We start from the raw sequence: 26,503 nt of genomic DNA on the forward strand, positions 1-26,503 counted from the left end.
ATGCCGAGATTCAGATCCAGGGCTGCGCGGGTTACGCGCAGGCGCGTTCGTACACGGTTGTCGAGATCATCGGCGATCACTACTCGAAGACCACCCTCTACGGGATGCCGTTCAGCATCGGCTGACGCTGGTCGGACCTGTCAAATCTCTTTTCGCTGAAGCGAACTCGATCCTCTAGGGGTACTACTATCATGTTCGATCGCAAAATGCTGGCGCGCGCGGCGGGGCTGTGCGCGTCCGCGGCTATCACCGTGGGTCTGCTCTCGACAGGTGCGGCGAACGCCGACACCTTCGTCCCGCTGCCGGGCGGGGAACTCGTCAAGACTCTCTCGGACGGCACCGTCGTGACGATTCGCTTGGCCGGCGAGTCGGCCACCATCAGCCCGTCCATGGGCTCGACGCCGCTGCACCGCAATGCGTGGGTGTCCGGTAGCGCGCAGGTGGAACTGTCGGGTACGGCCGGGGGCAAGATCTTCCCCGGTTACACCGTTGGCTGCCAGGTCAACATCGCGGGCGGCGGCGCCACCGGCGGTATGGACGGCAATGTCGATTGGAGCGGCGACACCGTGACCGGTGGCGTCGGCGCCAATAGTGGCGGCAACCTGTCGCTGGGTCCGGGTCAGGCGAAGTCGTTCTACGTGCTCGATCTGGAGCAGGCCGATGACTTCGGTAATGAATCGCACAAGACCCGGAATGCGTTCAAGGGCACCAGCGGTTCGGTCACCTGGGCCGATGAGACCATCGGCCTGAACGGCTGCGGCGGCTACGCCCAGGCGCGGGCTTTCGTCAGCGTCGAGGTGGAGACCGACAACGTCATCACCTGGGTGACGCTGTGGGGTCAGCCCTTCAGCCTCGGCTGAGCGCCGAACACCCACCCGCACAATACGAACGGGCCCGTCGCCGTCACGACGGGCCCGTTCCGCTGTGTGTGCCATAAGCGAGGTCAGATCTCGTGCCGCGCGCTGGTCGAACCTTCGGCGAGCAGATAGCGAATCTGAATCAGCACCTTGGGTGTGGGTCCATCAGGCCGGAAACGCTTCTTCGGATGCGTGGCGGGCAGCAACGAGCACTGCCGATGTCTCCACTTCGTGTGGAGTTGAGCGGTCCCGCGCTGCGGTCTTCGCGTGCCGGTGGGCAGATGCTCATCGGCCGAATGGCGAGCCCCGGCGAACTTCGTCGCCCAGTCCGCTGGTACGTCAATGGAAGACGACGGTGAGCGCGGTGCGCAGCGAAGCCCCGGCCACGGTGGCGGCGTGTTCGGCGTCCATCGCAACCAAGACCACGCGTTCGGCGGTGCCCCGTTCGGCGCCCGTGCGCGAGACCAGGATGACGGCGGCATCGGTGGCCAGAGTGCGGGCAGGCCGGGCGCCCGGTGAGTTCGATTCTTCCGCGCCGATCACGTCTACGCGATCGCCGGCACGGAGGATGTCCGCGACCGCGGTGTCGGCGAGGCGAATGGGAACGATCCTGGCGTCCCGGGCTCCGGTGGCTGCCGTGGCCAACCTTGGACCCACGACGCGCAGGTCGGTGAAGACTTCTCCCTGACGGACCGCACCGGTCAGCGTCGCGCCGACGAGAACGGCGGGATCGGTGACCGCGCCCGCGGGCAGTGTGCCCGCTTCGCGCGGCGCCGAGCGCAGGTCGCCCGGCTCGAGCAGCCCTCCGGGCGCCAGATCCCGTGCCGCGATCACGACCGTCGTGCTGTCGGTGCCGGGATCACCACGCACGAAGAGGGCGGCCGCGAGTACGGCGAGGACGGCCGCGAGTATCCGTCGGACGAGGACGGCGTCGGCCCAGGGCGGGCGCTCCCACCCGGAGGGATTCCAGCCGCCCCGGCCCAGGTCGGCAAGTGCGCGAGTCATGGCCGGATCCTATGGCCGAACTCACACCTGCCCGCCCGGCATCAGGGCTGACTGTGGATAAGCGACGAGGCTGTGGAAAACGTCGAATCAGCTGGCCACAGCCGTGCTGGCGGCCGGGGTGGAACTGCTGGACGCGCTGGAGTCGGCAGACGAGCTGGAACCGCTGTCGGACTTCGCGGGCTCGCTCGCGGTGGACGCGCCGCCGCGGCTGTCGGTGCGGTAGAAGCCGCTGCCCTTGAAGACGATGCCGACCGAGTTGAACAGCTTGCGCAGCTTTCCCGAGCACTCCGAGCAGACGCTCAGAGCTTCGTCGGTGAAGGACTGAACGATGTCGAAGCGGTTGTCACACTGGGTGCACGCGTACGAGTAAGTTGGCACAGGATCCTCCGCGGTATTCGTCAACCTGGCACTCTACAGGCGACAGTGCCAACACCGCCAATCGGCATTTCATTCCCCGGCGCTATCGCCGAGTCTTCGCAGGCCGCCGCTCGGTGTCAGAGCCCAGCCCATGCGCCGATCGTGCGGCTCCTCGGGCAACCGCTCCACCAGCTCGTCGTCCCTTACCACCGCGATCAGCCGCGCGTCCGGGCGCGCGGCAGGCAGGGTGCGGTCGTAGTAGCCCGCGCCGCGGCCGAGCCGGACGCCGCGGCGGTCCACCGCGAGCGCGGGAACCAGGATCACCTCGGCCCTGGCCACCGTGGCCGGAGGCAGCACCGTGCCGATCGGCTCCAGCAGTCCGTAGCGGGCGCGGCGCATGGCATCCGCGCCCGTGTACTCGGCCCAGCTCAGCGGCCCAGGCGGCCCGGTGACGGGCAGCAGCACCCGCGCGCCGCCGGTCCGCAGCGCGTCCAGCATGGCCGTCGAGCCCGGCTCCAGGTCGACCGGCACATACGCGCAGACCCACTCCCGCGCGCCGAGCGCGGCGACCGCGGCGGCCAAGGCGAGCGCCTCGTCCGCGTGGTCAGTGGCACTCATCACAGCTCGCCGGGCCGCCAGTTCGATGCGCCATGCATGTTTATCGCGCTCGCCGGGCATCTTCACAGTGATCACCATAGGCTCACCCCGGTACCGGGTCGGCGCGACGCCGAGCCGGCGGCGTGATGGATGGATAGGGTATGCGCATGACAGCAAAGGCCGGACAGCCCGGTGACACCGCGGTGGTGTCGTGCTTCCGCACGGCCGTGGTGCCCGCGGCGGGGCTGGGAACACGGTTCCTGCCCGCGACCAAGACGGTGCCCAAGGAGCTCCTTCCGGTGGTGGACACCCCCGGCATCGAGCTGGTCGCCAGCGAGGCGGCCGACTCCGGCGCCGAGCGCCTGGTGATCGTCACGTCGCCGGGCAAGGACGGCGTCGTCGCCCACTTCGTCGAGGACCTGGTGCTGGAGAGCACGCTCGCCGAGCGCGGCAAGTACAAGTTGCTGGAGAAGGTGCGCAAGGCGCCTGCGCTGCTCGACGTCACCTCGGTGGTCCAGGAGGAGCCGCTCGGCCTCGGCCACGCGGTCGCCCAAGCGGAGCAAGCCCTCGACGCCGACGAGGACGCGATCGCGGTGCTGCTGCCCGACGACCTGGTGCTGCCCTGCGGTGTGCTCGATGTGATGAGCCGGGTGCGCCGCAAGCGCGGCGGGACGGTGCTGTGCGCCATCGACGTGCCGAAGGACGAGGTAAGCGCCTACGGCGTGTTCGACGTTGCGCCGGTGCCGGACGCGGTGAACCCGAACGTGCTGCGCGTCAAGGGAATGGTGGAGAAGCCCGCGCTCGCCGACGCGCCGTCGACGTTCGCCGCCGCGGGGCGCTACCTGCTGGACCGCGCCATCTTCGACGCGCTGCGCCGCATCGAGCCCGGCGCGGGCGGCGAGCTGCAACTCACGGACGCCATCGCACTGCTGATCGCCGAAGGACATCCGGTTCATGTGGTGGTGCACCGTGGGTCGCGCCACGATTTGGGCAACCCGGGCGGTTATCTTCGTGCTGCGGTCGATTTCGCACTGGAACGAGAGGAATACGGCCCCGCCCTTCGGGAGTGGCTGCAGCACCGCCTCGGTCCGGACTGGGATCCGCAGCTGACTACCGACGACTGACGGGCCCGTCCGGGGTTTCGCCGAGAGCGGACCGTCGGGTACGAATGGTGGTTCACCGCGGTGCGCGCGAACGCGCTTGCGCCGCGGTGCGATCCCGCGCGCCGGCGCAGGCGGAATCGGATGGAGTGCGGAGAGGATCAGGAAGGGCTGGATGCGCTCGGTTGAGGATCAGCAGATCAAGGTGACCGCCGCGGCGGTCGCGCCTCGGCCGGTCCGGGTCGCGATTTCCGAGGCCCAGGGGCTGCTGTGCGCCGAGGACGTCGTCACCGAGCGTCCGTTGCCCGGTTTCGATCAGGCCGCGATCGACGGCTACGCGGTGCGCAGCGTCGACGTCGCCTCCGCGGGCGCCGACATCCGCGACGAGGAAGGCAATCTCGTCGACCTGACCCTTCCCGTCGTCGGCGAGGTGGTCGCCGGATCGCGTCAGCCGATCCGGTTGCAGCCGCGCCAGACCGTCCGGGTGGATACCGGCGCGCCGATGCCGACACTGGCCGACGCCGTTCTCCCATTGGATTTCACCGACGGTGGACGGGCCAGGATCAAGGTGTACGAGCCGGTGCGCTCCGGGGATTACGTCCGGCGCGTCGGCGACGACGTCCAGCCGGGCGATGTCGCGGTGCGGGCGGGAACCATCATCGGCGCGGCGCAAGTCGGTCTGCTCGCCGCGGTCGGACAGGACAAGGTCCTGGTGCACCCGCGACCGCGATTATCGGTGATCTCGGTGGGCGGGGAGCTGATCGACATCGACCGCACGCCCGGCCCGGGCCAGGTCTACGACGTGAACTCCTACGCGCTGGCCGCGGCCGCCCGGGACGCGGGCGCGGACGTGAACCGGGTCGGCATCGTGAGTTCCGATCCGCGCCGGTTGCGTGACGTGGTCGAGGGGCAGCTCGTGCGCTCCGAGGTCGTGGTCATCGCGGGCGCGGTCGGCGGCTGGGCCTCCGAGCAGATCCGGGAGGCGCTGGAGGGGCTCGGCGAGCTCGAGATCACCCGGGTGGCCATGCATCCCGGTTCGGTGCAGGGCTTCGGCAAGCTCGGCCGAGACGAGGTGCCGACCTTCCTGCTGCCCTCCAACCCGGTCGGCGCGCTGGTGGTGTTCGAGGTGATGGTGCGGCCGCTGATCCGGATCGCCTTGGGGCGCAGGCATCCCATGCGCCGGATCATCCGCGCGCGCACGATCATGCCGATCAGCTCCATGGCCGGGCGGAAGGGATTCCTGCGCGCGCAACTCATGCGAGACGAGGCGACCGGCGAATACCTGGTGCAGCCACTGGGCAGCGCGAACTCGTCCTCGCACCTGCTCGCCACCCTCGCCGAGGCGAACAGCCTGATCGTGATCGACCCGGACGACACCGAGATCCGCACCGGTGACGAGGTCCAGGTGGCCTTTCTCGCGCAGCGCGGCTGAGACGTGGACGCGATGAACGTTTTCCGGGTCACGCAGCATCCGGGGTGGCCCGCGCGACTCGGTCCGGTCCGGGTGGCCGCGGGACGGGTGACTCTGCGTCCGGTTCGGCTGCGCGACGCGGCGGCGTGGAGCCGGATCCGGCTGCGGGACCGGGAACATCTCGAGCCTTGGGAGCCGACCGGCCGCGGGGCTTGGGAGGCGCGCAACCACGCGTCCAATTGGCCTTCGCTGTGGTCGAGCCTGAAGGCGGAGGCTCGCCGCGGCGCGATGATCCCCCTGGTGATCGAAGTGGACGGCGTGTTCAGCGGGCAGCTGACCGTCGGCAATATCGTGCGCGGGGCGCTGCGCTCGGCCTGGATCGGTTACTGGGTGGCCAAGGATCTCAGCGGGCACGGCGTCGCCACCGCGGCGTTGGCGCTCGGACTCGACCACTGCTTCGGTCCGGTGGGCTTGCACCGGGTCGAGGCGACCGTACGACCGGAGAATCTGGCCAGTCAGGCGGTGCTCCGCAACGTCGGTTTCCGCGAAGAGGGGCTGCTGCGGCGCTACCTCGACGTGGACGGCGCCTGGCGCGATCACCTCCTGGTCGGCATGACCATCGAGGAGGTAGTGGGGACGGTTCTGGACCGGCTGGTGCGCGAGGGGCGCGTCACCCTGCTGTAGCGCGGGGCTACCGAACACGGTGGCATTGGTGGAAATGTGACAGGTGTGGCGGATGTGCACGGCGCGCCTGCGGGAACTTGGTGCTACCCGGAATTAGCCTACGGACGTCGATGGTGCGTCTTGCGTCATCGGCAGGGAGCCTGCGGGTGTCCGGCGTCGACGCGATTGCGTCGGACGGGGAGCCGGACGAGCGCGGCGTATCACGCGCCGCTCGCGGGCCGAGCCGGACGAAATCCAGGCGGGACGGAGGTGCTGACGCGATGCCGAATTCGATCCTGTGGATCGGTCTTGTCGTGCTCTGGGTCTTCGTCCTGTTCCCGATGCTCGCCGACCGCCACCCTCGGATCCGCCGGACCACCGATGCCGCGCTGGCGACCCGGGTCCTGCACCGCGGCGGAGGCAAACGACGGCTCAGAAGAAAGGGCCCGGCCGCCGGGCACGAAACCGATCCGAACTGGCGGCCTCGCCGCGTATCGAGAGAGTATGCCCATAGCGATGATGCGGAGGACCGGATGACGACACCGGCCGACGAGCCCGTCACCGAGACCGACGGGGACAATCTTCCCGTGCCCTTGGACGCCGCGGCATCCGACATCGCTGACGCCGAATCGGAGGACATCGACGCGGCCGACATCGAATCGGAGGATATCGACCCGGACGACGTCGATGCGGCCGACTCCGACCACCCGCTTGGCGCCGCGGACGACTCGGACGACGACGTGGAAGCGGCCGAAGTTGCTGCGAAGATCGACGCGGCAACCGATGATGACGGCGTGGGCGCACACAACCCAGAATTGGCCGCGGCCAGAATCCCGCCTGCGCGCTCCACCGCGCCCGCCCGCGTCACCTATCCGGAAGACGACGAGACCGATACGGACGAAACGGATTTCGTCCCCACTCGCCGCGGCCGCGGCGGCTTCGACCCCGAGGCCGACGCCATCGCCCGCGCCGCCCGCTACACCTTCCGCCAGCGCGCCGTGCTCGGCCTGGTGCTCACCGCCATCCTCTGCGGCGCGCTCGCGTTCGTGCTGACGCCCCTGCTGTGGTGGGGCACCGGGCTCTCCTCGGTCGTGCTCGTGACCTACCTGGCCTACCTGCGCAAGCAAGTGCGAATGGAGGAGGAGATCCGCCGCAAGCGCGCCGCCCGCCTCAACCGCGGCCGCGGCGGAGCCGATCCGCAGGCACGCCGAGCCGCCGTCCCGCACGGCGCCATGGACCGCGACACCGCCCGCGCCCTCCGCCGCCGCTCCGCGCTGGTCGACCCCGACGACGAAGACCCCCTGTTCGACCACCTCGACCCCTTCGACCCCGCCACCGCCCGCGCCCTGCGTAGCCGCGCCACCGGCGACGTCCGCCGCGCGGCCGGCGAGTAACCAGCACACATCCGGGCAGGTCAGGCCACCGATTCGGAGTCTGATGGCCCGGCCTGATACAGTGTCACAGCGCGGTTCCCCGGAGCCGCACGGGGCTATAGCGCAGTTGGTAGCGCGTCTCGTTCGCATCGAGAAGGTCAGGGGTTCGATTCCCCTTAGCTCCACGCATCGGAGGCTCATGCTCATGGAGAGCATGAGCCTTTTGCGTTCCGCGTGTTTTGTGGGGGTGCAACCCCCACGCCCCGCCCGGCGGGCTTTGCCCCCGGACCCCCGTGCTTGTGGTTGCGTTGGGTGGTCATGGTTCGAGTAAGTTCCCGGGCAGGTCAGGCCGGGTTCCGAGAAAGTCCCGGCCACCGGAGGCGTCCGCTCGTGTGCATTGTCGCGGTATCGAGTGCTTGCCGAGTCGGCACAGCCTGGGACGTTGGTGGTGACGTGCGGGTAGAACTCGGCGTCGATCTGGTTGATCGACGGTCCGGCAGACTGGCGGCTCGTTCCTCCTGGGGCAAAGCACCGGGAGGCGAGTGTTCGTGGAGAGCACGCCGGTGAGCTACGGCTGGAACGCGCGCTCACCTATCCGACATCAGACGACACTCGGCTGGGAGTTCCACTCGTTCAGGAGTCCCGCTGCGTAGTCGCGCCGAGCGTTGATCGTGGATCCGGAGCTCCGCTCGTAGTGCTCGTCGAATGCCGCCGCCACCGCACGGGGGTCGTTGCTGTTCGAGTTGATAAGGGTGTCGGCGCGCTGATAGTTCCCGCCGCGCAATTCCGCAACCATGTAATCGACATGGGTTCTCCAGTCGCCGAGACTCTCGCCTGGCCTGCTCGCGAACGTCCTGAGTCCCGCCTCTCGGTCGAAACGCCACTGGAAGATGCCTTTGGCCGTTCCGTTGTCACCCGTGGCATCGACCCGGAAACCTGACTCGAACTTCGCGTTGGCGACGATTCCCGCTGCCTGCGCAGGGGTGAAGTTGTGTTCCTTGATGAGATATTCCATCATTGCCATCGCCGTGGGCTTGTCCTTGGTGGGAATTATGGCGGTGCCCATCGATTCGGGTGTCCACGGGGTGTTTCCGTTGTACCCCGAAGTGGGAGATGGGACCGGCTGAGTGCCGCCGCCGTTGCCGCCGGTTTTGGAGGTAAAGCTCGGCTCGTCGCCGCCGATCTTGAGCGCCTCGGTCGCTGCCCGGTCCGAGACGCCCCTGACCTGGTCAAATGTCGTGTTCAACGTATCCCAGACACCTGTGAACAGGCCGTTGATTATTTCTTTGGGCAGTTCCTTCTGGACGTTGCCATGCGCATCCCGCACCGGGTTGCCTTCGCTGTCGGTCTTGGTTCGCACCGCGTTGTGGGCGGCATCGATCTTCCTGTTGAGTTCCCCCACGGAGGTGTCGATCGCACCGTAGGCCTTCGTCACGACCTCACCGATCCCAGCGGTTTTCACGACGATGCCCTCGTCCGTCCGACTGATGCCCGACATGGCCTTCCGCACCTCGTCCTCGTTCTCGCCGTATTTGTCGATCAACGTCGACTGGTCCTCGGGTTTGGCGATTCCCTGATCGCGCAGCATTTGACGCAGATCGGGAGCCTTGGACGGTGCGCCCGACCCCAGCAGCTTGATCTGGGTTTGAATAATTCCCTCGGCCGCGGTGAACAGAGCTTTCAATCCCGCCGGTGCGCAGACCGGAAGCTCGTGCAAATCGCCCATCCGCTTGGTGCCGTCGGGGCTCATCGGCGCCTCGCTCTCGCCTGGGCAGACAATTTCGCAACAACGTCGATTATCAAATGTTCCCGGGTCTGGGAACGCCTGCCGAGATGCGAGCCGCATGCCCACAGCTTGTTTCGAACCCGAGGATCAGCTGACTGTGGACGTGGAGTTGTGCGTGCTGTCGTTGTTACCGTGAATCATGACCAGCGAACCCGCACATCGGCGCCGCGAGCAGCTCCGTGACTTCCTGCGCTCGCGCCGGGCGCGGCTCGCGCCGGGTGATGTCGGTCTGGTCGCGGCGGGGCGGCGGCGTACTCCTGGGCTGCGGCGTGAAGAGGTCGCCGCGCTGGCGGGGGTCGGGGTGTCCTGGTACACGTGGCTCGAGCAGGGGCGCGACATCACGGTCTCGGCCGAAGTGCTCGACGCGATCGCCGGGGCCCTGCTGTTGAGTGAGCCGGAGCGGGTGCACCTGTATCTGCTGGCGGGTCTCAACCCGCCGCCCGCTGGTGGGGCGTCCGCTGCCGAGGTAACTCCCGAAGTGCGGCAACTGCTCGACGGGTGGGAGCGACGACCCGCGGTGTTGCGCGACCGGTACTGGAATGTGCTGGCGTTCAACGATACCGCCCGGACGGTGTTCGGCTTCGGCGATGCCGCACCCAACTGCTTGGTCACGTTCTTCACCAACCCCCGATACCGAGCCATGCGCGATGTTTGGGCGGCGGCGGCTCCCGCGGTCGTGGCCGCCTATCGCGCTGATACGGCGCACTGCGCCGATCACCCAGAGTTCCGTCGCGTGGTGGACGACCTCAGCGCGGTAAGCGCCGAATTCGCGGCGCTATGGGCGCGCCACGAGGTCGGCGTCCCGATCCAGGCGGTGAACGCGCTGCGCCATCCCGAGGCAGGTGAGTTGTTCTTCGACGCGACGACCTTGCTGGTCGCCGACCATCCCTGCTGGCATCTCGTTCTCTACAACCCACAGCCTGGTACCGACACCGCGGCTCGACTCGAACGACTGCAGCACGTCCGTCTCGCCGCCCCCGCCTGACCAGGGCGTGGCCGGAACGTGGTGGTGCCGAACCCACGATAACTGCGCACTGTTTGTCCGCGGCACGGGTTGGCACGCTGGGGCCATGACGCAGAACAGCTTCCGATTCGACGGCAAGATCGCACTGATCACCGGAGGTTCCAGCGGCATGGGTCTGGCCGCCGCGCACCGGTTGCTCGCCGAAGGCGCGCAGGTCGTCGTCACCGGACGCGACAAGATCCGGCTCGATGCCGCAGTCGAGGAACTCGGCGACCGGGTGCTCGGCATCCCCGGTGACGCGGCAAGTCTCGCCGATCTCGATAAGCTGGCGACAGCCGTTCACGACCGGTATGGGCGGCTGGATGTGGTGTTCGCCAACGCGGGGATCGGCGCGTTCCAGCCTATCGAAGCGGTCACCGAGGCGGAGTTCTACCGAGTCGTGGACATCAACTTCAAAGCAGCGTTCTTCACTATCCAGAAGACGCTGCCGCTGCTTTCGGACCAGGCCGCGATCGTGATCAACTCGTCGTTCGGGCTGTACCGCGGGATGCCCTCCGCCGCTCTCTACTCGGCGACCAAGGCGGCGGTGCACAACCTGACCCGGACCCTCGCGGCAGAACTCGCGCCCAGGAGGATCCGGGTCAACTCGGTGAGCCCCGGTTACGTCGACACGCCGGCGTTCCGGGCCGAGATCTCGGCCGAGGCCCAGGCTGCCATCGGCAGCGGGGTCGCGGCGGGCCGCATCGGCGACCCCGGCGAGATAGCGGCCGCGGTCGCGTTCCTCGCCTCCGATGAAGCGTCCTATGTCAACGGACAGGACCTGCTCATCGACGGCGGCCTGATCTCCGCCATCCCGGCGGGCATGCTGTAATCCGGCGCTTCGCGGTCTCCGACCACGCACACCCCAGCTGGCGCGCGAACGCTCCGGCGCCTACCGCTTCTGGCGCGACATCGGTTACGCCGTCGGCGCGCGGATCGCGGGCATCCTCGCCGACTGGCTCGGTCTCGAAGCCACCGTCGTCGCGGCCGCGATCCTCACCGCCACCTCCGGACTGCTGGCCGCATGCTGGATCAGCGAGTACACCGCGGCATAGAAATCCCATGGCGAAACCCTTGTCAATTCCGCTTTGAAAGCGGAGACTTACGTACGTGGCTGCTTTCAAAGACGTCGAGCTGACGATCCTCGGGGACCCGATGCGGCAGGCGATCTTCGAACGACTCGCACGCCGACCCTCATCGGTCGGCGAACTGGCGGAGTCGTTACCGATCACCCGTCAGGCCGTTTCCCAGCATCTGCGGGTGCTCAAGGACGGGGGACTGGTGGTGGCCACACCGGAGGGCACGCGGCGCATCTACCGGATCAACCCGGACGGGCTGGCCGCGATCCAGGCGTACTTCCAGCGGATCTGGGACGACGCCCTGACCAGTTTTCAGAAGGCCGCGGACGCGGCGGCCGATCCCGAACAGGAGACCTCATGACCACGACTCTTCCCACCCTGCAGGGCAAAGCCAGCGTGGCGATGCCGATCGAGAATGCCTTCGCCTTCTTCACCGAATCCTTCGGCAGCTGGTGGCCCGCCGCGTACCACATCGGCCAAGCGGAGCTGGCCGAGGCGATCCTCGAATCCGGCGAAGGCGGACGCTGGTACGAGCGGGGCGTCGACGGCACCGAATGCGAGTGGGGCCGCGTGCTCACCTGGGAGCCGCCCCACCGGCTCGTCGTGACCTGGCAGATCAACGGCCACTGGCAATACGACCCCGATCCCGCGCATGCGAGCGAGATCGAAGTCCGCTTCACCCCGGAAGGCCCCGGCCGAACCAGCGTCGAACTCGAACACCGCCATCTCGACCGCCTCGTCGACGGCAAAGCCATTCACGACACGATTGTCGAACGCGGCGGTGGATGGAGCACCATGCTCGAACTGTTCGCCAAAACCGCTGAAGCGCAAGTCTGAGGCACGCCGAGCCGGCCATTCCAGTCATCGCCACCCGCGCGCATCCCTGTCGTGCTCATGCCACAACGTGGGCATGTCGCGGCAGGGGCGCCGAGATGCGGCGGTGGGTGTTGACGGAAGCGGCATGGGTCAGTAACTTGCTAGGCGACAAGCAAGTTGCGAGAGGAGTCCTATGGTCGGCACGAGTGTCGGTTGGCTCGCGCCGCTGCGCGATCCAGGGCTGGATCCGGGGGCGGCTTTGGCGCGGATACCGTCCTGTGCGGCGGATTTGCGGTCCGAGCTGCGTGCAGGCGGGACTCCCGATTCCGTCGACACCTACGACCTGATCACCCTTCCGTATCCGACCCGCTTCGGATTGTGGCGGGCGTCGATGGCTCCGGCGCCGTTCGTGGCGATCACCAATCGGATGCTGGTGGTGCGCTGGACCGAGGCCGATGGGCGGCGGCGCACGCTGCTGTTCGAACCCAGTGACGTGGAGTTGGGCACCAACACGCCGTACTTCGCCGCGTTGTCCAAGCGTGCGCCCGGTCCGCTGGAGACGTTGCTCGTGCAGCGCCATGGTGACGTGGTCACCCATCTGCGGGCCGCGAACATCGATCCGGCCGAGGTCGACTATCTGGTGTTCGATCATCTGCATACGCAGGACGTGCGGCGTTGGCTCGGTACCACGACCCCGCAGCCCGACCTGGGCGCGACGGAACCGCTTCAGCCCATTTTTCCGAATGCCAGACTGCTGGTGCAGCGTTCGGAGCTGACGGCGTTGGAGCATCTGCATCCGCAACAGCGTCCGTGGTACCAGCCGGACACCTATCGTGATCTGCGCGCCGAAGCGATCGTTCCGATCGACGGTGACGTGGTTGTCGGTCCCGGCATCGCCATCGTCGCCACACCTGGTCACACCACCGGAAACCAGACCTTGGTACTCAACACCAGTAGCGGTATCTGGGCCAGTAGCGAGAATGCGATCGCCGCCGAATGCCTGGTCCCGCAGCATTCCAAGTTGCTCGGAGTGCGGCGCTGGGCCGAGGAATGGGGTCAGGGCGTGGTGCTGAACGCCAACACCATCGAAACGCTGGCCGCCCAGTACAACTCGCTGATCTTGGAACGATCCATCGTCGACCTGTCCGAGCGGGATCCGCGTTTCCCGCAGTTCTTCCCTTCCAGCGAACTGACCCGCCGCTGGACCAACCCCGGAACGGCGCCGACCTTCGTGCACAAGCGCATCACACACCGCGGCAGCGGCAGGACGTGAGCGTGCTGGGCCGCCGGGCAGTCGATCGCCGGTCGCCCATGATTACCGTCATACCGACAGGTAGTGGACGGGAGGAAGACAATGAGCCGAGGTGACGCACCCGAGCGTCGTACCCAGGAAGAGCGGCGTACGGAGGCCGAACGGCGACTGCTCGACGCGGCGGCCGAGCTGATCGGGGAGATCGGTCCGGCCCAGTTGACGCTGGCCGCGATCGGTGACCGGGCCGGTTACAGCCGGGGTTTGGTCACCCATCATTTCGGCTCCAAGGGCGCGATGATGGAACGGCTGGTCGCCGCGGTGGCCCACCGATTCCAGGACGCGCTCGTGAACGACAGCGGATCCGAATCGGCCCTGGACGCTGTCCTGGAATTCATCCGGACCTATATGGCCATCGTCGCCGATTTCCCGCCTATGCACCGGGCGAGACTGGTGCTGTGGGCCGACGCGGTCTCCCATCCGTCGGAGATTCATCAGGCGATGGTCGACTCCGACCGTGAGTTTCGCGACGAACTCACGAAGCGTATCGAGCTGGGTCAAGCCTCGGGCGAACTCAGTCGCGAGGTCGATCCGGCGGGAATGGCGACGGTCGCCATCGGAATGCTGCGCGGGGTCGCCCTGCAATCGATGCTCGACCCGAACATCGATCTCGACGCGAGCCGTCGCGAGATCGAGCAGATGCTCGTCCAACGTCTCCGCCCCTCAGCGGAGAGCACATCACTATCAGGATAGAAAGAAGCCAGCCATGAGTCGGATCTTCGGGCGAATCGCCCAGCTGGGCTACGTTGTCCGCGATATCAACGCCGAGATGCAGCGATGGATCGACCAGGGCATCGGCCCCTGGTTCTATGTCCACGACGTGCAGACGGACTTCTTCACCTACCGTGGAGCCGACTCACCGATGAAAATGAGTGTCGCCCTGGCGAATTCCGGCGACCTCCAGATCGAGTTGATCCAGCCGCGCAACGACGCGCCGTCGCTGTACAAGGAATTCCTCGACTCCGGCCGGGAAGGGCTCCAGCACATCGCCTACTGGACCGACGACTACCAGGCGCTCTACGACAAGGTGCGCGCGCTCGGCTACGAGGTCGGGCACGAAGGTTCCATCGGCGGTGCGAACGGGCGATTCGCCTACCTCGACACGGAGAAGACGTTCGGGCACGTCATCGAGATTTCCGATATCAGCGGACCGAAAGGCCAGTTCTTCCGATACATCCGAGAAGTCGCCGACACCTGGGACGGCAGCGAGCCGATCCGCGGCGATATCGACAAGCTGGTCTGAGCGGACGAGGAGAACCGGCACATGGCTGCTGTGGAATACCCTGAGCTCTCGACCCTGCCCCGCGACCTGCAGGAGGCGCTGACCACCCATCAGGCGAACATCTACCGGATGGTGGCGCACTCGCACGGCATGGCGGTGAGCTTCCTGTCCATGGCCGATGCGATGCTGCAGACCAACTCGGTCCCGATGGCCCTGCGAGAACTGGCTATCCTGCGCGTCGGGCACGCCTACGAATCCGCCTACGAGCTACACCATCACGAACGCTTCGCGCGCGCGGTCGGACTCGGCGAGACCGCGATCGCCGCGACCGCGACAGGCGACCTCGCCGGGTTGTCGCCAGAGGAAGCGGCGGTGCTGCGCTGGACCGATCGGCTGCTGACCGACCACACCCTCGGCGAGCCGGACCGCGAGGAGGCGCTGCGGTTCTTCTCGATCAGCCAGCTGGCGGATTTCGTGCTCACCGTCGGCTTCTATCAACTGGTCTGTAACTTCCTCAACGCCTTCGACATCACGACCGATGGAGAAGCCTTCTGAGACGGCCACCGAAACCTTTACTGCGTCGCCCTGGCGTGCTCGAACATCGAGGGGTCGTGGGCGCAGATCATCAGCAGGTCCGGCTCGGCTCGCCGTTGGAGCTCCCGGATCTCCCAATCGGGACCGGTGCCTCCGACGAGTGCGCGCAGGGTTTCTGTCATTGGTGCGGTTGTCCATCTCGAGGTGTTGCCGGTGCGTGGGCGTCGCGAGCACCGCTCTGGAATAAGCTTACTTGTTGACTAGCAAGTTATATTCCGGTGTGCCCCTGGTCAAGAGACTTCACGTCGAACCTCCGGCGCGGCGATCTTGCGACTCGCGCCTTTCGCCAGGCGGATTTACGGCCACAGCCGGCCGCGCGAGTGCATAGCATCGGAACGTGGAGCGAGGATCGTTGCTGAAGGCGCGGGCGGGCGGGAAACTGCACGGCGGCAACCATGGGATCGCGCCGGACGAAGTGGTGGCCGCGCAGCGGGCTCGCATGCTGGTCGGGATGATCGAGGCCGCGGCGCGGAAAGGGTACGCCGCGGTGACGGTCGCGGACGTGCTCGAGCGTGCCGGTGTCTCGCGGATGACGTTCTATCAGCATTTCGCGAACAAGGAAGCATGCTTTCTCGCCGCCTACGACATGGCCGTCGAGATCGTGATGACCCGGATCGGGACGGCGCTCACGACCGACGGTCCCGCGCTGGAACGCATCGATCGGGCCCTGGAGGCGTACCTCTCGACGCTCGCGCAGGAACCCGAGGTGGCCAAGGTCTTCCTGGTAGAGGTGTACGCGGCCGGGACGGCAGTGCTGCAGCGGCGATTGGCGACGCAGTCCGGTTTGGTGGATGGATTCGCCGCGGCGTTCGGCGCGAACCTGCCGGATCAGCGGGTGGTGGCCGAGGCGGTGATCGGCGCGGTCGTCGCGCTGGCGACCAACCGAATCGTCGCGGGTGATTTCGGCGGCCTACCGGATTTGCGGGAACCGCTGATGTCGCAACTGATCACGAAGCTGGTGCGGGCGGATCCGGCCGTTCGATGAGACGAGTATGGTCGAACCGTCGCAGTGTCGCGAAGGGATGGCCGCCATGAGTCTGCTTGTGCCCCAATCGATCAACGAGGTCTCCGGTACGGTCCGCCAAGCGCGGGCCACGTGGGCCTGGCATGCGCAGCGGGCGGCTGCGCGGCTCGCCGAACGCTATCCGGCGCCGGTCCGGCCGCTGGCCGATCCTCCGCCGGGCAGCGGATTGAAACCGGTGCCGGGCGACTTCGGCTTGCCTGGAATCGGCTACACGTTGCAGGCGTTGGCCGACCCGATCCACTTCGCGCGGACGCGATCGGAGAAATTGGGGCCGATCCAGTGGTTCGGCCTGCTCGGACGCCGCATGGTCGGGATCGCCAGCCCGGAGGGGCTGGAGGCGGTGATGCTGGACCGCAACAAAGCGCTGTCGGCCCAGCGCGGCTGGGAATTCCTGATCGGCCCGTTCTTTCGCGGCGGACTGCTGCTGCGCGATTTCGACGAGCACCTGTTCCATCGGCGCATCATGCAGCAGGCCTTCACCCGGCCGCGATTGATCGGCTATCTCGACCTGACCACGCCGCGGATCACCCGCGGCCTCGCGGACTGGCGGCCGGGCCCGGATTTCCGCGTCTATCGCGCGATCAAGAAGCTGCTGCTCCAGCAGGCCACCGAGGTCTTCGCGGGCGCCGAGCTCGGCGCGGAGGCCGCCCGGCTGGAGCGTGCCTTCGAGGACGCGGTGCGCGGCGGGGCGGCGCTGATCCGGACCGGCGTCCCCGGTGGGGTGTGGGCCCGCGGCTTGCGCGGACGGCAGGTGCTCGAACAGCACTTCCGCCGCGCGTTGCCCGCCAAACGGGCGGGCGAGGGCAACGACCTGTTCTCCGTGCTGTGCCGGGCCGGCACCGAGGACGGTGAGACCTTCACCGACGCCGAGGTGGTCGAGCACATGATCTTCGTGATGATGGCCGCCCACGACACCAGCACCATCGCCGCGTCCATGCTGGTCTACGAACTCGGCAGACATCCGGAATGGCAGCAGCGGCTGCGCGCCGAATCCGTCGCGCTGGGCAAGCCCGCGCTCGGCTACGACGATTTGGACCGGTTGCCCTCGCTCGATCTCGCGTTCAAGGAGGCGTTGCGGATCTATTCGCCGGTGGCCCAGCAGATCCGCGAGACGGTGACCGACACCGACATCCTCGGCTACTACCTCCCGAAAGGGACGCTCGTCCTGTGCGGCACCTACGCCATCATGCGCACCGAGGACTACTGGCACGATGCCGACGAGTTCGACCCGGAGCGTTTCGCCGACCACCGCCGCGAAGACAAATCCCATCGCTTCGCATGGGCGCCGTTCGGCGGTGGCGCGCACAAGTGCATCGGCCTCTACTTCGGCGGGATGACCGTGAAAGCGGTTGTGCATCAAATGCTGTTGCAATACCGCTGGACTGTCCCGGACGGTTACCGGGTGCCGCTGGTCGCTGGGACCGGCCCGGTGCCTGCCGACGGTCTGCCGATCCGGCTGGAGCGGATCGGCCGATGAGGATCATCGCCGACCGCGGCGTCTGTGCGGGCCATGGCATGTGCGAGGCGCTGGCGTCGGAGTTTTTCCGCGTCGGTGACGACGGGATTGTCGCGCCGGTCTCCGACACTGTTGCCGCGGAGCCCGAGCTGCTCGAGCTCGTCGTGGACAGCTGCCCCGTGCAAGCGCTACGCCTGGCCTGAGGTCACCGAACCCAGAGGGCGCTACCGCTTGCTCGTCGACCGCATGCCAAGCGTCTGTCCGCCGCGCTCCGTTTTGCGTCGTCTCCGGCGGGTACCGCGAATCTCGACGAGCTGTCCATCGACTCGAGAGGACCGGTGATACCTCATGGCCACCTGCGCCACCTGCGGCAACGAGTACGACAAGACGTTCACCATCACGCGGGACGGCGAATCCGCCATCTTCGACAGCTTCGAATGCGCGATCAACGCGATGGCCCCGACCTGCACGCACTGTTCGTGCCGAATCCTCGGGCACGGCGTCGAGGCGCGCGGTGAGTATTTCTGCTGCGCTCACTGCGCTCACGAGGCAGGTCACCCAGCGCTGGTCGATCACGTGTGAGCGAGCGTCAGCGAGCGAACCGAGAACACAGTGCGCCCTCGCGCACGACGGAGCCGAGCGTCAGCGAGGCGCAGTCGTGAGCCCTTGAGCGGCTGAATCGAAGCGCCGGTCCGGTTCACTCGCGCGGAACGGGCGCCCGTCGCGGATCGATGCCTGCGGCCGCCGCCGCGTCGCTGAGCACCACCTCCAGCATGGCCGGGGTGAGTCGCCCGGTGAAGGTGTTCTGCTGGCTGACGTGATAGCAGCCGAACACCTGCAGCGGCGTCCGTTCCACGTCGGTCGCGGCCAGTTCCACGTGCGCGCCGTGGCCGAATTTCGGTCGCGGACGGGGCACGACCCAACCGGCCCGCGCCAGCACCGGGAACAGCGCCTGCCACCCGAACGCGCCGAGCACCACTACCGAGCGCAAGGTCGGGGTCAGCAGGCGGACTTCGGTGTCCAGCCAGTGGCTGCACCGGTCTCGTTCGGCCGGGGTCGGTTTGTTGTCCGGCGGTGCGCAGTGCACCGGCGCGGTGATCCGCACGCCGGTCAACCGCAGGCCGTCATCGATGCTCGTCGAGGTCGGCTGATTGGCCAAGTCGACGGCGTGCAGCGCGGCGTAGAGCACATCCCCGCTGCGGTCGCCGGTGAACATGCGCCCGGTCCGGTTGCCGCCGTGCGCCGCGGGCGCGAGTCCCACGATCAGCATGCGCGCGTCATCCGGCCCGAATCCGGGAACAGCTCGCGCCCAGTAGGTTTGGTCGCGAAAGGCGGGACGCTTCTGCTCGGCCGCGAGTTCGCGCCAGGCGACCAGGCGCGGGCAGGCGAAGCAGTCCGCGACCGCGGCGTCGAGTTCGGCGATGCTGCGGCACACGCGGCCGGAGATCGAGCTGTTGTTCATCAGAACTCCATTCGATGGTGCCGCGGGCATCGGTTGTTCATAGCCGATCCGTCCTACCCTGACCGAAGTCCTCGGACATCTGTCCAGTTCAGCGGCGTGACGGGGCGGATATCGAGCCGGACATGTGATCGGTACCACGCGGTCCGGGTTGGTAGCATGGCGGTTCCGACCGACCGGATGCGGGTAGCTCACCGCCGGCTTCATTCGAAAGAGTCTTCCATGCAGTTTGAAATCGTCGAGCGGGACGAGACGTGGGTTGCCGGGTTACCGGTGCGCAGCCCAAAGCGTGCGCTCGGGGAACTGCGTGACCGCGACCTGGAGGCCGCCTGGGCGGCTGTGCTGCACCAGGAACTCGGCGGACCGCTGGCCAGTGCATACACCGATTACAGCGGAGAGCTCGGCACCTACAACACGCAGATCGTCGGCTATCAGTGCGCGTCCTTCGAGGACGTCACCCGCGGGCATCTGGTGGCGCGCCTGCCGCGCGGCGCCTATGCGCGGTTCTCTTCGGTCGGTAACTTCCCGCAGGTGATGACGGACCTGTGGACGCAGATCGCCTACGCCGAGGAGCACAACCAGATCAAGCGGACCTATACCGGCGATTTCGAGTGTTATCCGCACGCCTACAAGATCGATCTCTACCTGGCGGTCGAGGCGCGATGAGCTATGCGATCGCGGTTCGCGCCGAGGCGATCTACGGCGGGTTGGTTGTCCCGCGGGTGCGCCCGAGCTTCAAGGTCAGCAACAGCGACCTGATCGAGTTCCTCAAGGACCGGCTGCGCGACCGGGCGGGCGCGGATCGCCCGATGTACACGGTGTACGTGCCGGATCCGGCGGGGAACTACAACGCGGTGGTGTGCTTCGAATATCCGTCTCCGGATGCCGTGCCGGTCGGCGACGTCTTGGTACGCGTGCCGAAAGGTGTCTACGCGCGTTTCGCGCCGAACGGCGACTATCACGATCCGGTGGAGGACGTATGGGCGCAGGTCGACGACGCGACGGCGTCGGCCGAGATCACCCGTGCCTACCGTGAAGAGATCGAGATCTGGCACGGACCGGAGTCCGTGGAACTGTTCATCTCCATCCTCGTATAGCTTGCTGAACGATAGCTACGGTAGAACCGACTGGTCTCCCCGTTATTTCCGATATTGATCGCACCGCTTCTGACCTGCGGAAACACTACGTGTACCGCAGAGTTTCCGGAAGATTAGCCGGACGGCTGGTCAATTCCTGTCGGATGACGGATACTGCCCTGGGCAACTTCGTCTCGGCTCATGGGCCGTGGGGTGCTGCATGAGGCTGGACTATCGCGCGTAACAGCGCGGCGATGGAGTAGGAACAACATGGCTGTGGATCTGATTGCAGTCGTGCCGACGAACTCCCTTGGGCGGGGAGTTTTCCGGTATTACGACGCGCAATCCGAGTGTGCGTTCTCAGTCGCCGAACCGAGCGTTCAGCCGGAGCTCTGGCACCGGTACCTGGGCGGTGCGCTGGAGGTTTACCGGCGCTTCGGGGTCGAACACGCGCTCGAATACGAGTCGATCGCCGATGGCCGATCGACGTCGCTGTTCTTCGCTGGGCTCGACGCGGGTGGCGAGATGGTCGCCGGCGTGCGGATGCAAGGCCCCTACACCGCGGCGCGGCAGGCGCACGCGCTGGTCGAATGGGCGGGTCATCCCGGAGCGGGCAAGCTGCAGCGGATGATTGCCGATCGAATACCGGAGGGTGTGGTCGAAGCCAAAGGAGCGTGGGTCGCCCGTGACGCGCCGCGCCGCGCCGAGCTGAGCGCGGCCATTTCGCGCACGGTGCTGCACGCGGCGCGCCTGCTCGGCGCGCGCTACGGTTTCGCCACGGTGGCGTCGTTCACCGTGGGCCGGCATCAGTCGTGCGGCGCTGTGCCCGCCGAGGGGATCCCGGCGGTTCCGTATCCGGACGAGCGCTACCAGACCGTGCCGCTGTGGTGGGATACCCGGTCCTACCCGGCATTTGCCGAGGAATCGCAGCGGTCCCTGGTCCAGGCCGAGCAGGAGGCGCTCGGCGTACCGGCTGCCCGGCCGGCCGATGGCACGTGTGGGGGTATCCGGGCAACAGGGGATCGGCGCCGACATGGGCGGTGACCGCATCCGGGTGGCGCTGCACCGGCCACTGATCCTGGACGGTACCGATCCGGGCGACGCGCGAACGCTCGCCACGCTGCGCGACGATCCGCGCATCGAATTCATCGATCTGCGCGAGTCGCTGCGCGCCGAGCTCGGCAAAATGGTTGCCGCCCCGGATATCTCGGAAGGTCCCGAGGCGGATCGGTGGATCTACTACCCGTGGCGCGCCGCCGTGATCGGACTGCCGGGCCGGCGGACATTCCGGATGATCCGGCTGGATCGCAATCGGAACAAACTCACCACAGCCGAGCAGGATCGTCTGGCCGAAAGCACGATCGGCATCATCGGGCAAAGCGCCGGACACGCGATCGCGCATCTGCTCGCACTCGAAGGCATTTGTGGCGGGCTGCGTTTGGCCGATCTGGACGAAATCGAGTTGTCCAATCTCAATCGGGTTCCCGGAACACTGTTCGACATCGGCGTCAACAAAGCGGTGGTGACCGCGCGGCGTATTGCCGAACTGGACCCCTATCTGCCGGTGGAGATCTTCGCGGCCGGAGTCGACGAGAATTCGGTGGACGATTTTCTGGACGGCCTGGATGTCGTCGTCGAGGAATGTGATTCGCTCGATATGAAGCTCGTGATCCGCGAGGCAGCGGCTCGGCACGGCATTCCATTGCTCATGGAGACCAGCGATCGTGGTTTGCTGGATGTCGAGCGTTTCGATCTCGAATCCCAGCGTCCGGCGTTCCACGGGTTGCTCGGCGACATTCGCGCCGCGGATCTGCGCGGGCTGACGCCGAGGGAGAAGGCGCCGTTCGTGGTGAAGCTGCTCGGCGCCGCCGGGCTGTCACCGCGGCTGGGCGCGAGCATGGTCGAAGTCGGGGAGACGGTGACCAGCTGGCCGCAGTTGGGCGCCGACGTCACCCTCGGGGCCGCGAGCGTGGTCGCCGCCGTCCGGCGCATCGGCCTGGGCATGAAGCTGGATTCCGGTCGCGTCCGGGTGGACTTGGAACGGCATCTCGACGAGCTGGCCGACCCGCCGCCGACCGGCGAACCGATCTGGGCCGAGGTCGCGCCGGAATCGGCCGCCGGACCCATCGACAGCGTGCTCGCCTGCGCACAGCGAGCGCCGTCCGGGGGAAACATGCAGCCGTGGACGCTGCGGGCCGGGCCGGGCGATATCCACATCGAGCTGGCTCCGGAGTACAGCTCGGCGATGGACGTCGGCTACCGCGGCAGCGCCGTCGCGCTCGGCGCCGCCTTGTACAACGCGCGGGTCGCCGCGGCCGCGCACGGCATCCTCGGCGCGTACGAATTCAGCGAGGGCGCCGCCGGGTCCGGCGAGCTCGCCGCGCGGCTGCGGCTCGGCGGTGAACGGAATCCGGAGCTCGCCGCCGACTATCCGGCCGTACTGCGCCGCGCGACCAATCGCCGGGTCGGTACCGGCGCCCCGCTGGCCGACGGGGTGCTGGATTCCCTTGCGGCGGTCGCCGAATCGGCCGGTGCGCGCCTGCGCGCGGTGGTGGGTCGGTTGGAAATCGAAGAAGCTGCGCGTTTGCTGGGTGATTCCGATCGAATCCGCTATCTCACGCCCCGGTTATACGAGGAAATGCTCGCCGAAGTCCGCTGGCCGGACGACGATCCGGACACCGGGATCGATGCTCGCAGCCTCGAACTCACCGATGACGAGTGGGCGGCGTTCGAGATCGTGTCGCGCGCCGACGTCATGGCACAGCTGCGATCCTGGTCCGGCGGCGCGGCTCTGGGGAAATACACCGCCGACCGCGTGCGATCCAGCTCCGCCATTTTGGCGGTGACATTCGACGGCGCCGACCCCGGGTTGAGCGACTATGCCGAGGCGGGCGCGGCGGTGGCGCAGGTTTGGGTGCAGGCCGAGCGCCTCGGATTGTGTGTGCAACCGATTTCGCCGGTATACCTGTACGCCCGACGCCCGGGCGAACTTGCCGCGATTTCCCCCGAGTTCGCGGATACACTAGCGTCACTTCAAGGTCGTTTCCTGAACCTGCTGGACGTGCCCGAGCATGAGACCATGGCGTTGGTGCTTCGCCTGAGCTACGCCTCCGCCGCCACCGTACGCAGTCGGCGGCGTCCGGTGCTCGGCGTCGACGCCGGTAGTTAGCGCGATCGGAGACAATGTGCCACGGCGGACACTCGACTCATTGGTGACTCAGGTCGCCTCTGAGCTGATGGGTGTGGACGCCACGACCATGGTCGCCGCGACCGAGCGTGTGCTCGCGAAATTGGTCGAGTACTTCGACGTGGACTTCAGTTACGTCCGACACACCGACCGTGAACGCCGGGCAACCGTGCTCGTCGCGGAGTGGCCGCACCGGCAGAACGTACCGGACCCCGACCCGCTCGGCGTGATCTATTTCGAGACCGCCGACCCCGTGTTCCGTGCGCTGGAGAACTCGACCGAGCCCTTGGTCGCGCGTCCGACCCCGCAGTTCGCCGACTACCAGGAGACGGTCCGCCGGGCCTCCGGTATCGCGGGAGTAACCTCCGCTGCCGTGCCGCTGCTGTCCCGGGGCGAGCCCACCGGCGCGCTCGGGTTCGTCAAAGCGGGCGATCGAGAATGGAGCAATCGCGAGCTCAACGTGCTGAAGGCGATCGCGGCGCTCTTCGCGCAATTGCAGGCGCGGGTCGTCGCGGAGGAACGGCTTCGATATATCGCGCTGCACGATGATTTGACCGGCCTGGCGAATCGACGCGCTCTGCTCGAGCATATGGAAGAACGACTACGCGCGGGCAGCCCCGGCCCAGTGGCCGCGTTTTTCCTCGACCTGGATCGCTTGAAAGCACTCAACGATTTCCTCGGTCACACCGCCGGGGACAACTTCATTCGCACGCTGTCGACGCGGTTGCGGGAAAACCTGGACCCGAACGACATGATCGCCCGGCTCGGCGGCGACGAATTCGTCATCGTTCCCGCCAAACCCATGGATGCGGTGGCCGCGGAGTACGAGGCCAACCGCATCCAGCAGTTGATCGCCCGGCGCGTCACCGTGGGCGGCGAGTCCGTCAGCCGGGGCGCCAGCGTCGGGGTCGCGCTCGGCATTCCGGGTGAAACCACCGTCGCGGACGTGCTGCGCCGCGCCGATCACGCGCTGCTGTCGGCGAAATCGGGCGGTGGCAACGGAGTCGCGGTGTTCACCGACGCCATGCGCGCCCAATTCGAGCTCCAGGACGATGTGGAGCTCAATTTGCGCGGCGCGGTATCGGACGGTTCGCTGCTGCTGCATTATCAGCCGGAGGTCGACCTGCGCACCGGCCGCATCGTCGCGCTGGAGGCGCTGGTGCGCTGGTTGCATCCGACCAGGGGATTATTGCCGCCCGCCGCGTTCGTCACCGTGGCCGAGGCCACCAACCTGGCGGGTGAGCTGGGGCGCTGGGTCATTCGGTCGGCCTGCGCGCAGTTCGCGGAGTGGCGCCGCCGCGGGATGGCCGGGAACGTCGTGATGCGGATCAACGTCTCGCCGGTGCAATTGGTCAGCCTCGACTTCGTCGAACGGATCGAAGACATCTTGCGCCTTTTCGGCATCGACGGAAGCTCGGTGTGTCTCGAGATCACCGAGCACGTCGTGGTCCAGGATCTGGCCAGGACCCAGGTCACCTTGCGCGGACTGAAACGCATGGGCGTACAGATCGCCATCGACGACTTCGGCACCGGATACAGCTCGCTGTCGCATCTCAAAGCACTGCCGGTGGACGCGGTGAAGATCGATCGGGGCTTCGTCCAGCGCCTCGGCGCCAGCACCGACGATCTGGCCATCGTGAAATCGATCATCGGCCTGGCCGGTTCCTTCGGGCTGGGCGTCGTCGGCGAGGGCGTCGAGACTGCGGTGGCGGCGCGCACCCTGGTGGGCCTCGGGTGCTACCGCGCGCAGGGGTTTCTCATCGCGCGGCCCATGCCGGCCGAACAGGTCGAAGCCCATCTCTCGGCGGGCCGGATTCCGCTCGACCTCGATCTGCCCCGGGCCGGTCGGGGGCTGCCCGCGCACTGAATCGCGGCAGCCGGACCGCACGCCCAGGTGGTACGGTCGGGCCGAATCGGCCGTTTTGCCTGTTCTTTCACAGCTGTTCATGTGTCGTTCGGCGCAGATAACCAGATCCGCTGCACGATCGGCGTCGTGCGCATAGTGCAGCTGGCGAACTTCTACGGCCCGCGTTCGGGTGGGCTGCGCACCGCGCTGCACCATCTGGGCGAGGGGTATGCCGCCGCTGGGCACGAGGTGGTGCTGATCGTGCCCGGTTCGCAGCGGTCGGAGGAGATCCTGCCCACCGGGGTCGTGCGGATCACGCTGCCCGCCTTGGCTATTCCATGGACCGGCGGCTACCGCGCCGCGGATCCGCGCCGGGTTGCCGACGTGCTGGCCGGGTTGCGGCCCGACGTGCTGGAGGTCTCCGATCGGCTGACGTTGCGCGGATTCGGTCGCTGGGCGCGGCGGCGCGACGTGACCGGCGTGATGATCTCGCACGAGCGCCTCGACCGGCTGCTCGGCCAGGTGCTGCCCGGTCCGGTGGCGCGGCGCTGCGCCGACGTGGCAAACCGGCATACCGCCAGCGAGTACGACATCGTCGTGTGCACGACGCGATTCGCCCGCGAGGAATTCCAGCGGATCGGCGCTTCGAACGTGGAACTGGTCCCACTGGGGGTGGATCTGGAGTTGTTCAGCCCGCAGCGGCGCGACCGCAGGCTGCGGGCCGATCTCGGGGTGCCCGGACATCCGCTGCTGGTGCACTGCGGCCGGTTGTCCGTGGAGAAACGAGTGGATCGCAGCATCGAGGCGGTCGGCGCGCTGCGCGAGGCGGGCATCGAGGCCCGCTTGGTGGTCGCGGGAGACGGTCCGCGGCGGGATGCCCTGCAGCGGCGGGCCCGGGCGCTGCCCGAGTTGGCCGGCGGGGTGCCCGCCGTGCATTTCACCGGTTTCATCTCCGATCGGGCGATGGTGGCGAAACTGCTTGCCACCGCCGATGTCTCGCTGGCGCCGGGCCCGCACGAGACGTTCGGGCTGGCCGCGCTGGAGGCGCTCGCGGCGGGCACGCCGGTGGTGGCCAGCCGATCCTCGGCGCTGGCCGATATCGTGACCGCCGACTGCGGCGCGGTCGCCGCCGACCATCCGTCCGCGTTCGCGCAGGCGGTCACCGACGTGCTGGCCATGCCGCAGGCCGGGCGGCGCAGGGCCGCGCGCAGCCGCGCCGAGCAGTTCACCTGGCCGCGGGCCGTGGCGGGCATGCTCGCTGTGCTCGGCCGCTAGCCGTACGC

At 67.5% G+C, this 26,503-nt stretch carries 30 protein-coding genes and 1 tRNA gene; 25 read left to right on the plus strand and 6 right to left on the minus strand.

The window, feature by feature from the left end; translation table 11 throughout:
• Together IU459_RS25025 and IU459_RS25030 are read left to right on the plus strand one after the other, a co-directional pair.
• A partial coding sequence (locus IU459_RS25025) for an MspA family porin (RefSeq protein ID WP_195132019.1) occupies positions 1-125 on the plus strand: 125 nt, incomplete at its 5' end.
• Between the two features lie 66 nt (positions 126-191).
• Positions 192-860, plus strand: a complete 669-nt coding sequence (locus tag IU459_RS25030; protein WP_195132020.1) for an MspA family porin — start codon at positions 192-194, stop codon at positions 858-860.
• 336 nt (positions 861-1,196) lie between these two features.
• On the opposite strand, the gene IU459_RS25035 is transcribed toward IU459_RS25030, so the two are convergent.
• The 3 genes from IU459_RS25035 to IU459_RS25045 form a co-directional block, all read right to left on the minus strand.
• The gene (locus tag IU459_RS25035; RefSeq protein WP_195132021.1) at positions 1,197-1,862 is read right to left on the minus strand and encodes an SAF domain-containing protein; all 666 of its coding nucleotides are present in this window, start codon (positions 1,860-1,862) and stop codon (positions 1,197-1,199) included.
• 87 nt (positions 1,863-1,949) lie between these two features.
• Complete coding sequence (locus IU459_RS25040; RefSeq protein WP_195132022.1) at positions 1,950-2,240, minus strand: FmdB family zinc ribbon protein; 291 nt, start codon at positions 2,238-2,240, stop codon at positions 1,950-1,952.
• Positions 2,241-2,309: 69 nt separating this feature from the next.
• Positions 2,310-2,915 carry a 5-formyltetrahydrofolate cyclo-ligase gene (locus IU459_RS25045; RefSeq protein ID WP_195132023.1) on the minus strand — a complete coding sequence of 202 codons (606 nt, stop codon included), beginning with the start codon at positions 2,913-2,915 and terminating at the stop codon, positions 2,310-2,312.
• Between the two features lie 68 nt (positions 2,916-2,983).
• Here IU459_RS25045 and IU459_RS25050 point away from each other — a divergent pair, with 68 nt between their 5' ends.
• From IU459_RS25050 to IU459_RS25070, 5 genes are all read left to right on the plus strand, one after another.
• Complete coding sequence (locus IU459_RS25050) at positions 2,984-3,940, plus strand: UTP--glucose-1-phosphate uridylyltransferase (RefSeq protein ID WP_067476722.1); 957 nt, start codon at positions 2,984-2,986, stop codon at positions 3,938-3,940.
• 151 nt (positions 3,941-4,091) lie between these two features.
• Positions 4,092-5,348 carry a molybdotransferase-like divisome protein Glp gene (glp, locus tag IU459_RS25055; protein WP_195132024.1) on the plus strand — a complete coding sequence of 419 codons (1,257 nt, stop codon included), beginning with the start codon at positions 4,092-4,094 and terminating at the stop codon, positions 5,346-5,348.
• Between the two features lie 12 nt (positions 5,349-5,360).
• Positions 5,361-6,011: a GNAT family N-acetyltransferase gene (locus IU459_RS25060; RefSeq protein ID WP_195132025.1), complete on the plus strand. Its 651-nt coding sequence runs from the start codon at positions 5,361-5,363 to the stop codon at positions 6,009-6,011.
• Between the two features lie 260 nt (positions 6,012-6,271).
• Positions 6,272-7,384, plus strand: a complete 1,113-nt coding sequence (gene sepX / locus IU459_RS25065) for a divisome protein SepX/GlpR (RefSeq protein ID WP_195132026.1) — start codon at positions 6,272-6,274, stop codon at positions 7,382-7,384.
• Between the two features lie 91 nt (positions 7,385-7,475).
• Positions 7,476-7,548: transfer RNA gene (locus IU459_RS25070), tRNA-Ala, on the plus strand.
• A 416-nt stretch (positions 7,549-7,964) separates the two neighbouring features.
• On the opposite strand, the gene IU459_RS25075 is transcribed toward IU459_RS25070, so the two are convergent.
• A complete protein-coding gene (locus tag IU459_RS25075) occupies positions 7,965-9,113 on the minus strand; it encodes a phage tail tip lysozyme (RefSeq protein WP_195132027.1) in 1,149 nt (382 codons plus the stop codon).
• Between the two features lie 175 nt (positions 9,114-9,288).
• Between IU459_RS25075 and IU459_RS25080 the strand changes: the two genes are divergently transcribed.
• From IU459_RS25080 to IU459_RS25115, 8 genes are all read left to right on the plus strand, one after another.
• On the plus strand, positions 9,289-10,134 hold the full coding sequence (locus tag IU459_RS25080; protein ID WP_195132028.1) for a helix-turn-helix transcriptional regulator: 846 nt from the start codon (positions 9,289-9,291) through the stop codon (positions 10,132-10,134).
• Positions 10,135-10,219: 85 nt separating this feature from the next.
• Positions 10,220-10,984, plus strand: coding sequence for a glucose 1-dehydrogenase (locus tag IU459_RS25085; RefSeq protein WP_195132029.1), 765 nt, complete (start codon positions 10,220-10,222; stop codon positions 10,982-10,984).
• 278 nt (positions 10,985-11,262) lie between these two features.
• On the plus strand, positions 11,263-11,592 hold the full coding sequence (locus IU459_RS25090; protein ID WP_195132030.1) for an ArsR/SmtB family transcription factor: 330 nt from the start codon (positions 11,263-11,265) through the stop codon (positions 11,590-11,592).
• Entirely contained in the window at positions 11,589-12,068 is a 480-nt protein-coding gene (locus tag IU459_RS25095; RefSeq protein WP_195132031.1) for an SRPBCC family protein, read from the plus strand. Before IU459_RS25090 ends, IU459_RS25095 begins: the two co-directional genes overlap by 4 nt.
• 172 nt (positions 12,069-12,240) lie before the next feature.
• Positions 12,241-13,320 (plus strand): hypothetical protein, encoded by a 1,080-nt coding sequence (locus tag IU459_RS25100; protein ID WP_195132032.1) that lies wholly within the window; start codon positions 12,241-12,243, stop codon positions 13,318-13,320.
• A gap of 81 nt (positions 13,321-13,401) precedes the next feature.
• Complete coding sequence (locus tag IU459_RS25105; protein ID WP_195132033.1) at positions 13,402-14,049, plus strand: TetR/AcrR family transcriptional regulator; 648 nt, start codon at positions 13,402-13,404, stop codon at positions 14,047-14,049.
• 13 nt (positions 14,050-14,062) lie between these two features.
• A complete protein-coding gene (locus IU459_RS25110; protein WP_195132034.1) occupies positions 14,063-14,599 on the plus strand; it encodes a VOC family protein in 537 nt (178 codons plus the stop codon).
• Between the two features lie 21 nt (positions 14,600-14,620).
• Positions 14,621-15,133, plus strand: a complete 513-nt coding sequence (locus tag IU459_RS25115) for a carboxymuconolactone decarboxylase family protein (protein WP_228838482.1) — start codon at positions 14,621-14,623, stop codon at positions 15,131-15,133.
• Between the two features lie 17 nt (positions 15,134-15,150).
• On the opposite strand, the gene IU459_RS25120 is transcribed toward IU459_RS25115, so the two are convergent.
• On the minus strand, positions 15,151-15,294 hold the full coding sequence (locus tag IU459_RS25120) for a hypothetical protein (protein ID WP_195132035.1): 144 nt from the start codon (positions 15,292-15,294) through the stop codon (positions 15,151-15,153).
• A 215-nt stretch (positions 15,295-15,509) separates the two neighbouring features.
• Here IU459_RS25120 and IU459_RS25125 point away from each other — a divergent pair, with 215 nt between their 5' ends.
• The 4 genes from IU459_RS25125 to IU459_RS25140 all read left to right on the plus strand — a co-directional run bounded on the left by IU459_RS25125 (position 15,510) and on the right by IU459_RS25140 (position 18,234).
• Entirely contained in the window at positions 15,510-16,157 is a 648-nt protein-coding gene (locus tag IU459_RS25125; RefSeq protein ID WP_195132036.1) for a TetR/AcrR family transcriptional regulator, read from the plus strand.
• A 46-nt stretch (positions 16,158-16,203) separates the two neighbouring features.
• Positions 16,204-17,673, plus strand: a complete 1,470-nt coding sequence (locus tag IU459_RS25130; RefSeq protein WP_195132037.1) for a cytochrome P450 — start codon at positions 16,204-16,206, stop codon at positions 17,671-17,673.
• Positions 17,670-17,855 (plus strand): ferredoxin, encoded by a 186-nt coding sequence (locus IU459_RS25135; protein ID WP_195132038.1) that lies wholly within the window; start codon positions 17,670-17,672, stop codon positions 17,853-17,855. Before IU459_RS25130 ends, IU459_RS25135 begins: the two co-directional genes overlap by 4 nt.
• Positions 17,856-18,000: 145 nt before the next feature.
• The gene (locus IU459_RS25140) at positions 18,001-18,234 is read left to right on the plus strand and encodes a hypothetical protein (RefSeq protein ID WP_040782682.1); all 234 of its coding nucleotides are present in this window, start codon (positions 18,001-18,003) and stop codon (positions 18,232-18,234) included.
• A 115-nt stretch (positions 18,235-18,349) separates the two neighbouring features.
• Here the strand turns inward: IU459_RS25140 and IU459_RS25145 are convergent, their stop codons facing one another.
• Complete coding sequence (locus IU459_RS25145) at positions 18,350-19,114, minus strand: uracil-DNA glycosylase (protein WP_195132039.1); 765 nt, start codon at positions 19,112-19,114, stop codon at positions 18,350-18,352.
• Between the two features lie 219 nt (positions 19,115-19,333).
• Between IU459_RS25145 and IU459_RS25150 the strand changes: the two genes are divergently transcribed.
• The 6 genes from IU459_RS25150 (at position 19,334) to IU459_RS25175 (ending at position 26,495) form a co-directional block, all read left to right on the plus strand.
• Positions 19,334-19,777 (plus strand): GyrI-like domain-containing protein, encoded by a 444-nt coding sequence (locus tag IU459_RS25150; protein WP_067476762.1) that lies wholly within the window; start codon positions 19,334-19,336, stop codon positions 19,775-19,777.
• Complete coding sequence (locus tag IU459_RS25155; RefSeq protein WP_195132040.1) at positions 19,774-20,208, plus strand: effector binding domain-containing protein; 435 nt, start codon at positions 19,774-19,776, stop codon at positions 20,206-20,208. The genes IU459_RS25150 and IU459_RS25155 overlap by 4 nt, the downstream gene beginning before the upstream one ends.
• A gap of 249 nt (positions 20,209-20,457) precedes the next feature.
• Positions 20,458-21,231 carry a hypothetical protein gene (locus IU459_RS25160; protein WP_195132041.1) on the plus strand — a complete coding sequence of 258 codons (774 nt, stop codon included), beginning with the start codon at positions 20,458-20,460 and terminating at the stop codon, positions 21,229-21,231.
• The gene (locus tag IU459_RS25165; protein ID WP_195132137.1) at positions 21,221-23,356 is read left to right on the plus strand and encodes an Rv1355c family protein; all 2,136 of its coding nucleotides are present in this window, start codon (positions 21,221-21,223) and stop codon (positions 23,354-23,356) included. Before IU459_RS25160 ends, IU459_RS25165 begins: the two co-directional genes overlap by 11 nt.
• A 43-nt stretch (positions 23,357-23,399) precedes the next feature.
• A complete protein-coding gene (locus IU459_RS25170) occupies positions 23,400-25,241 on the plus strand; it encodes a putative bifunctional diguanylate cyclase/phosphodiesterase (RefSeq protein WP_324199021.1) in 1,842 nt (613 codons plus the stop codon).
• A gap of 126 nt (positions 25,242-25,367) precedes the next feature.
• Complete coding sequence (locus tag IU459_RS25175; protein WP_195132042.1) at positions 25,368-26,495, plus strand: glycosyltransferase; 1,128 nt, start codon at positions 25,368-25,370, stop codon at positions 26,493-26,495.
• Positions 26,496-26,503 lie beyond the last annotated feature (8 nt).

Origin of the sequence: Nocardia amamiensis, assembly GCF_015477605.1 — a bacterium.
Classification (GTDB): Bacteria; Actinomycetota; Actinomycetes; order Mycobacteriales; family Mycobacteriaceae; genus Nocardia; species Nocardia amamiensis_A.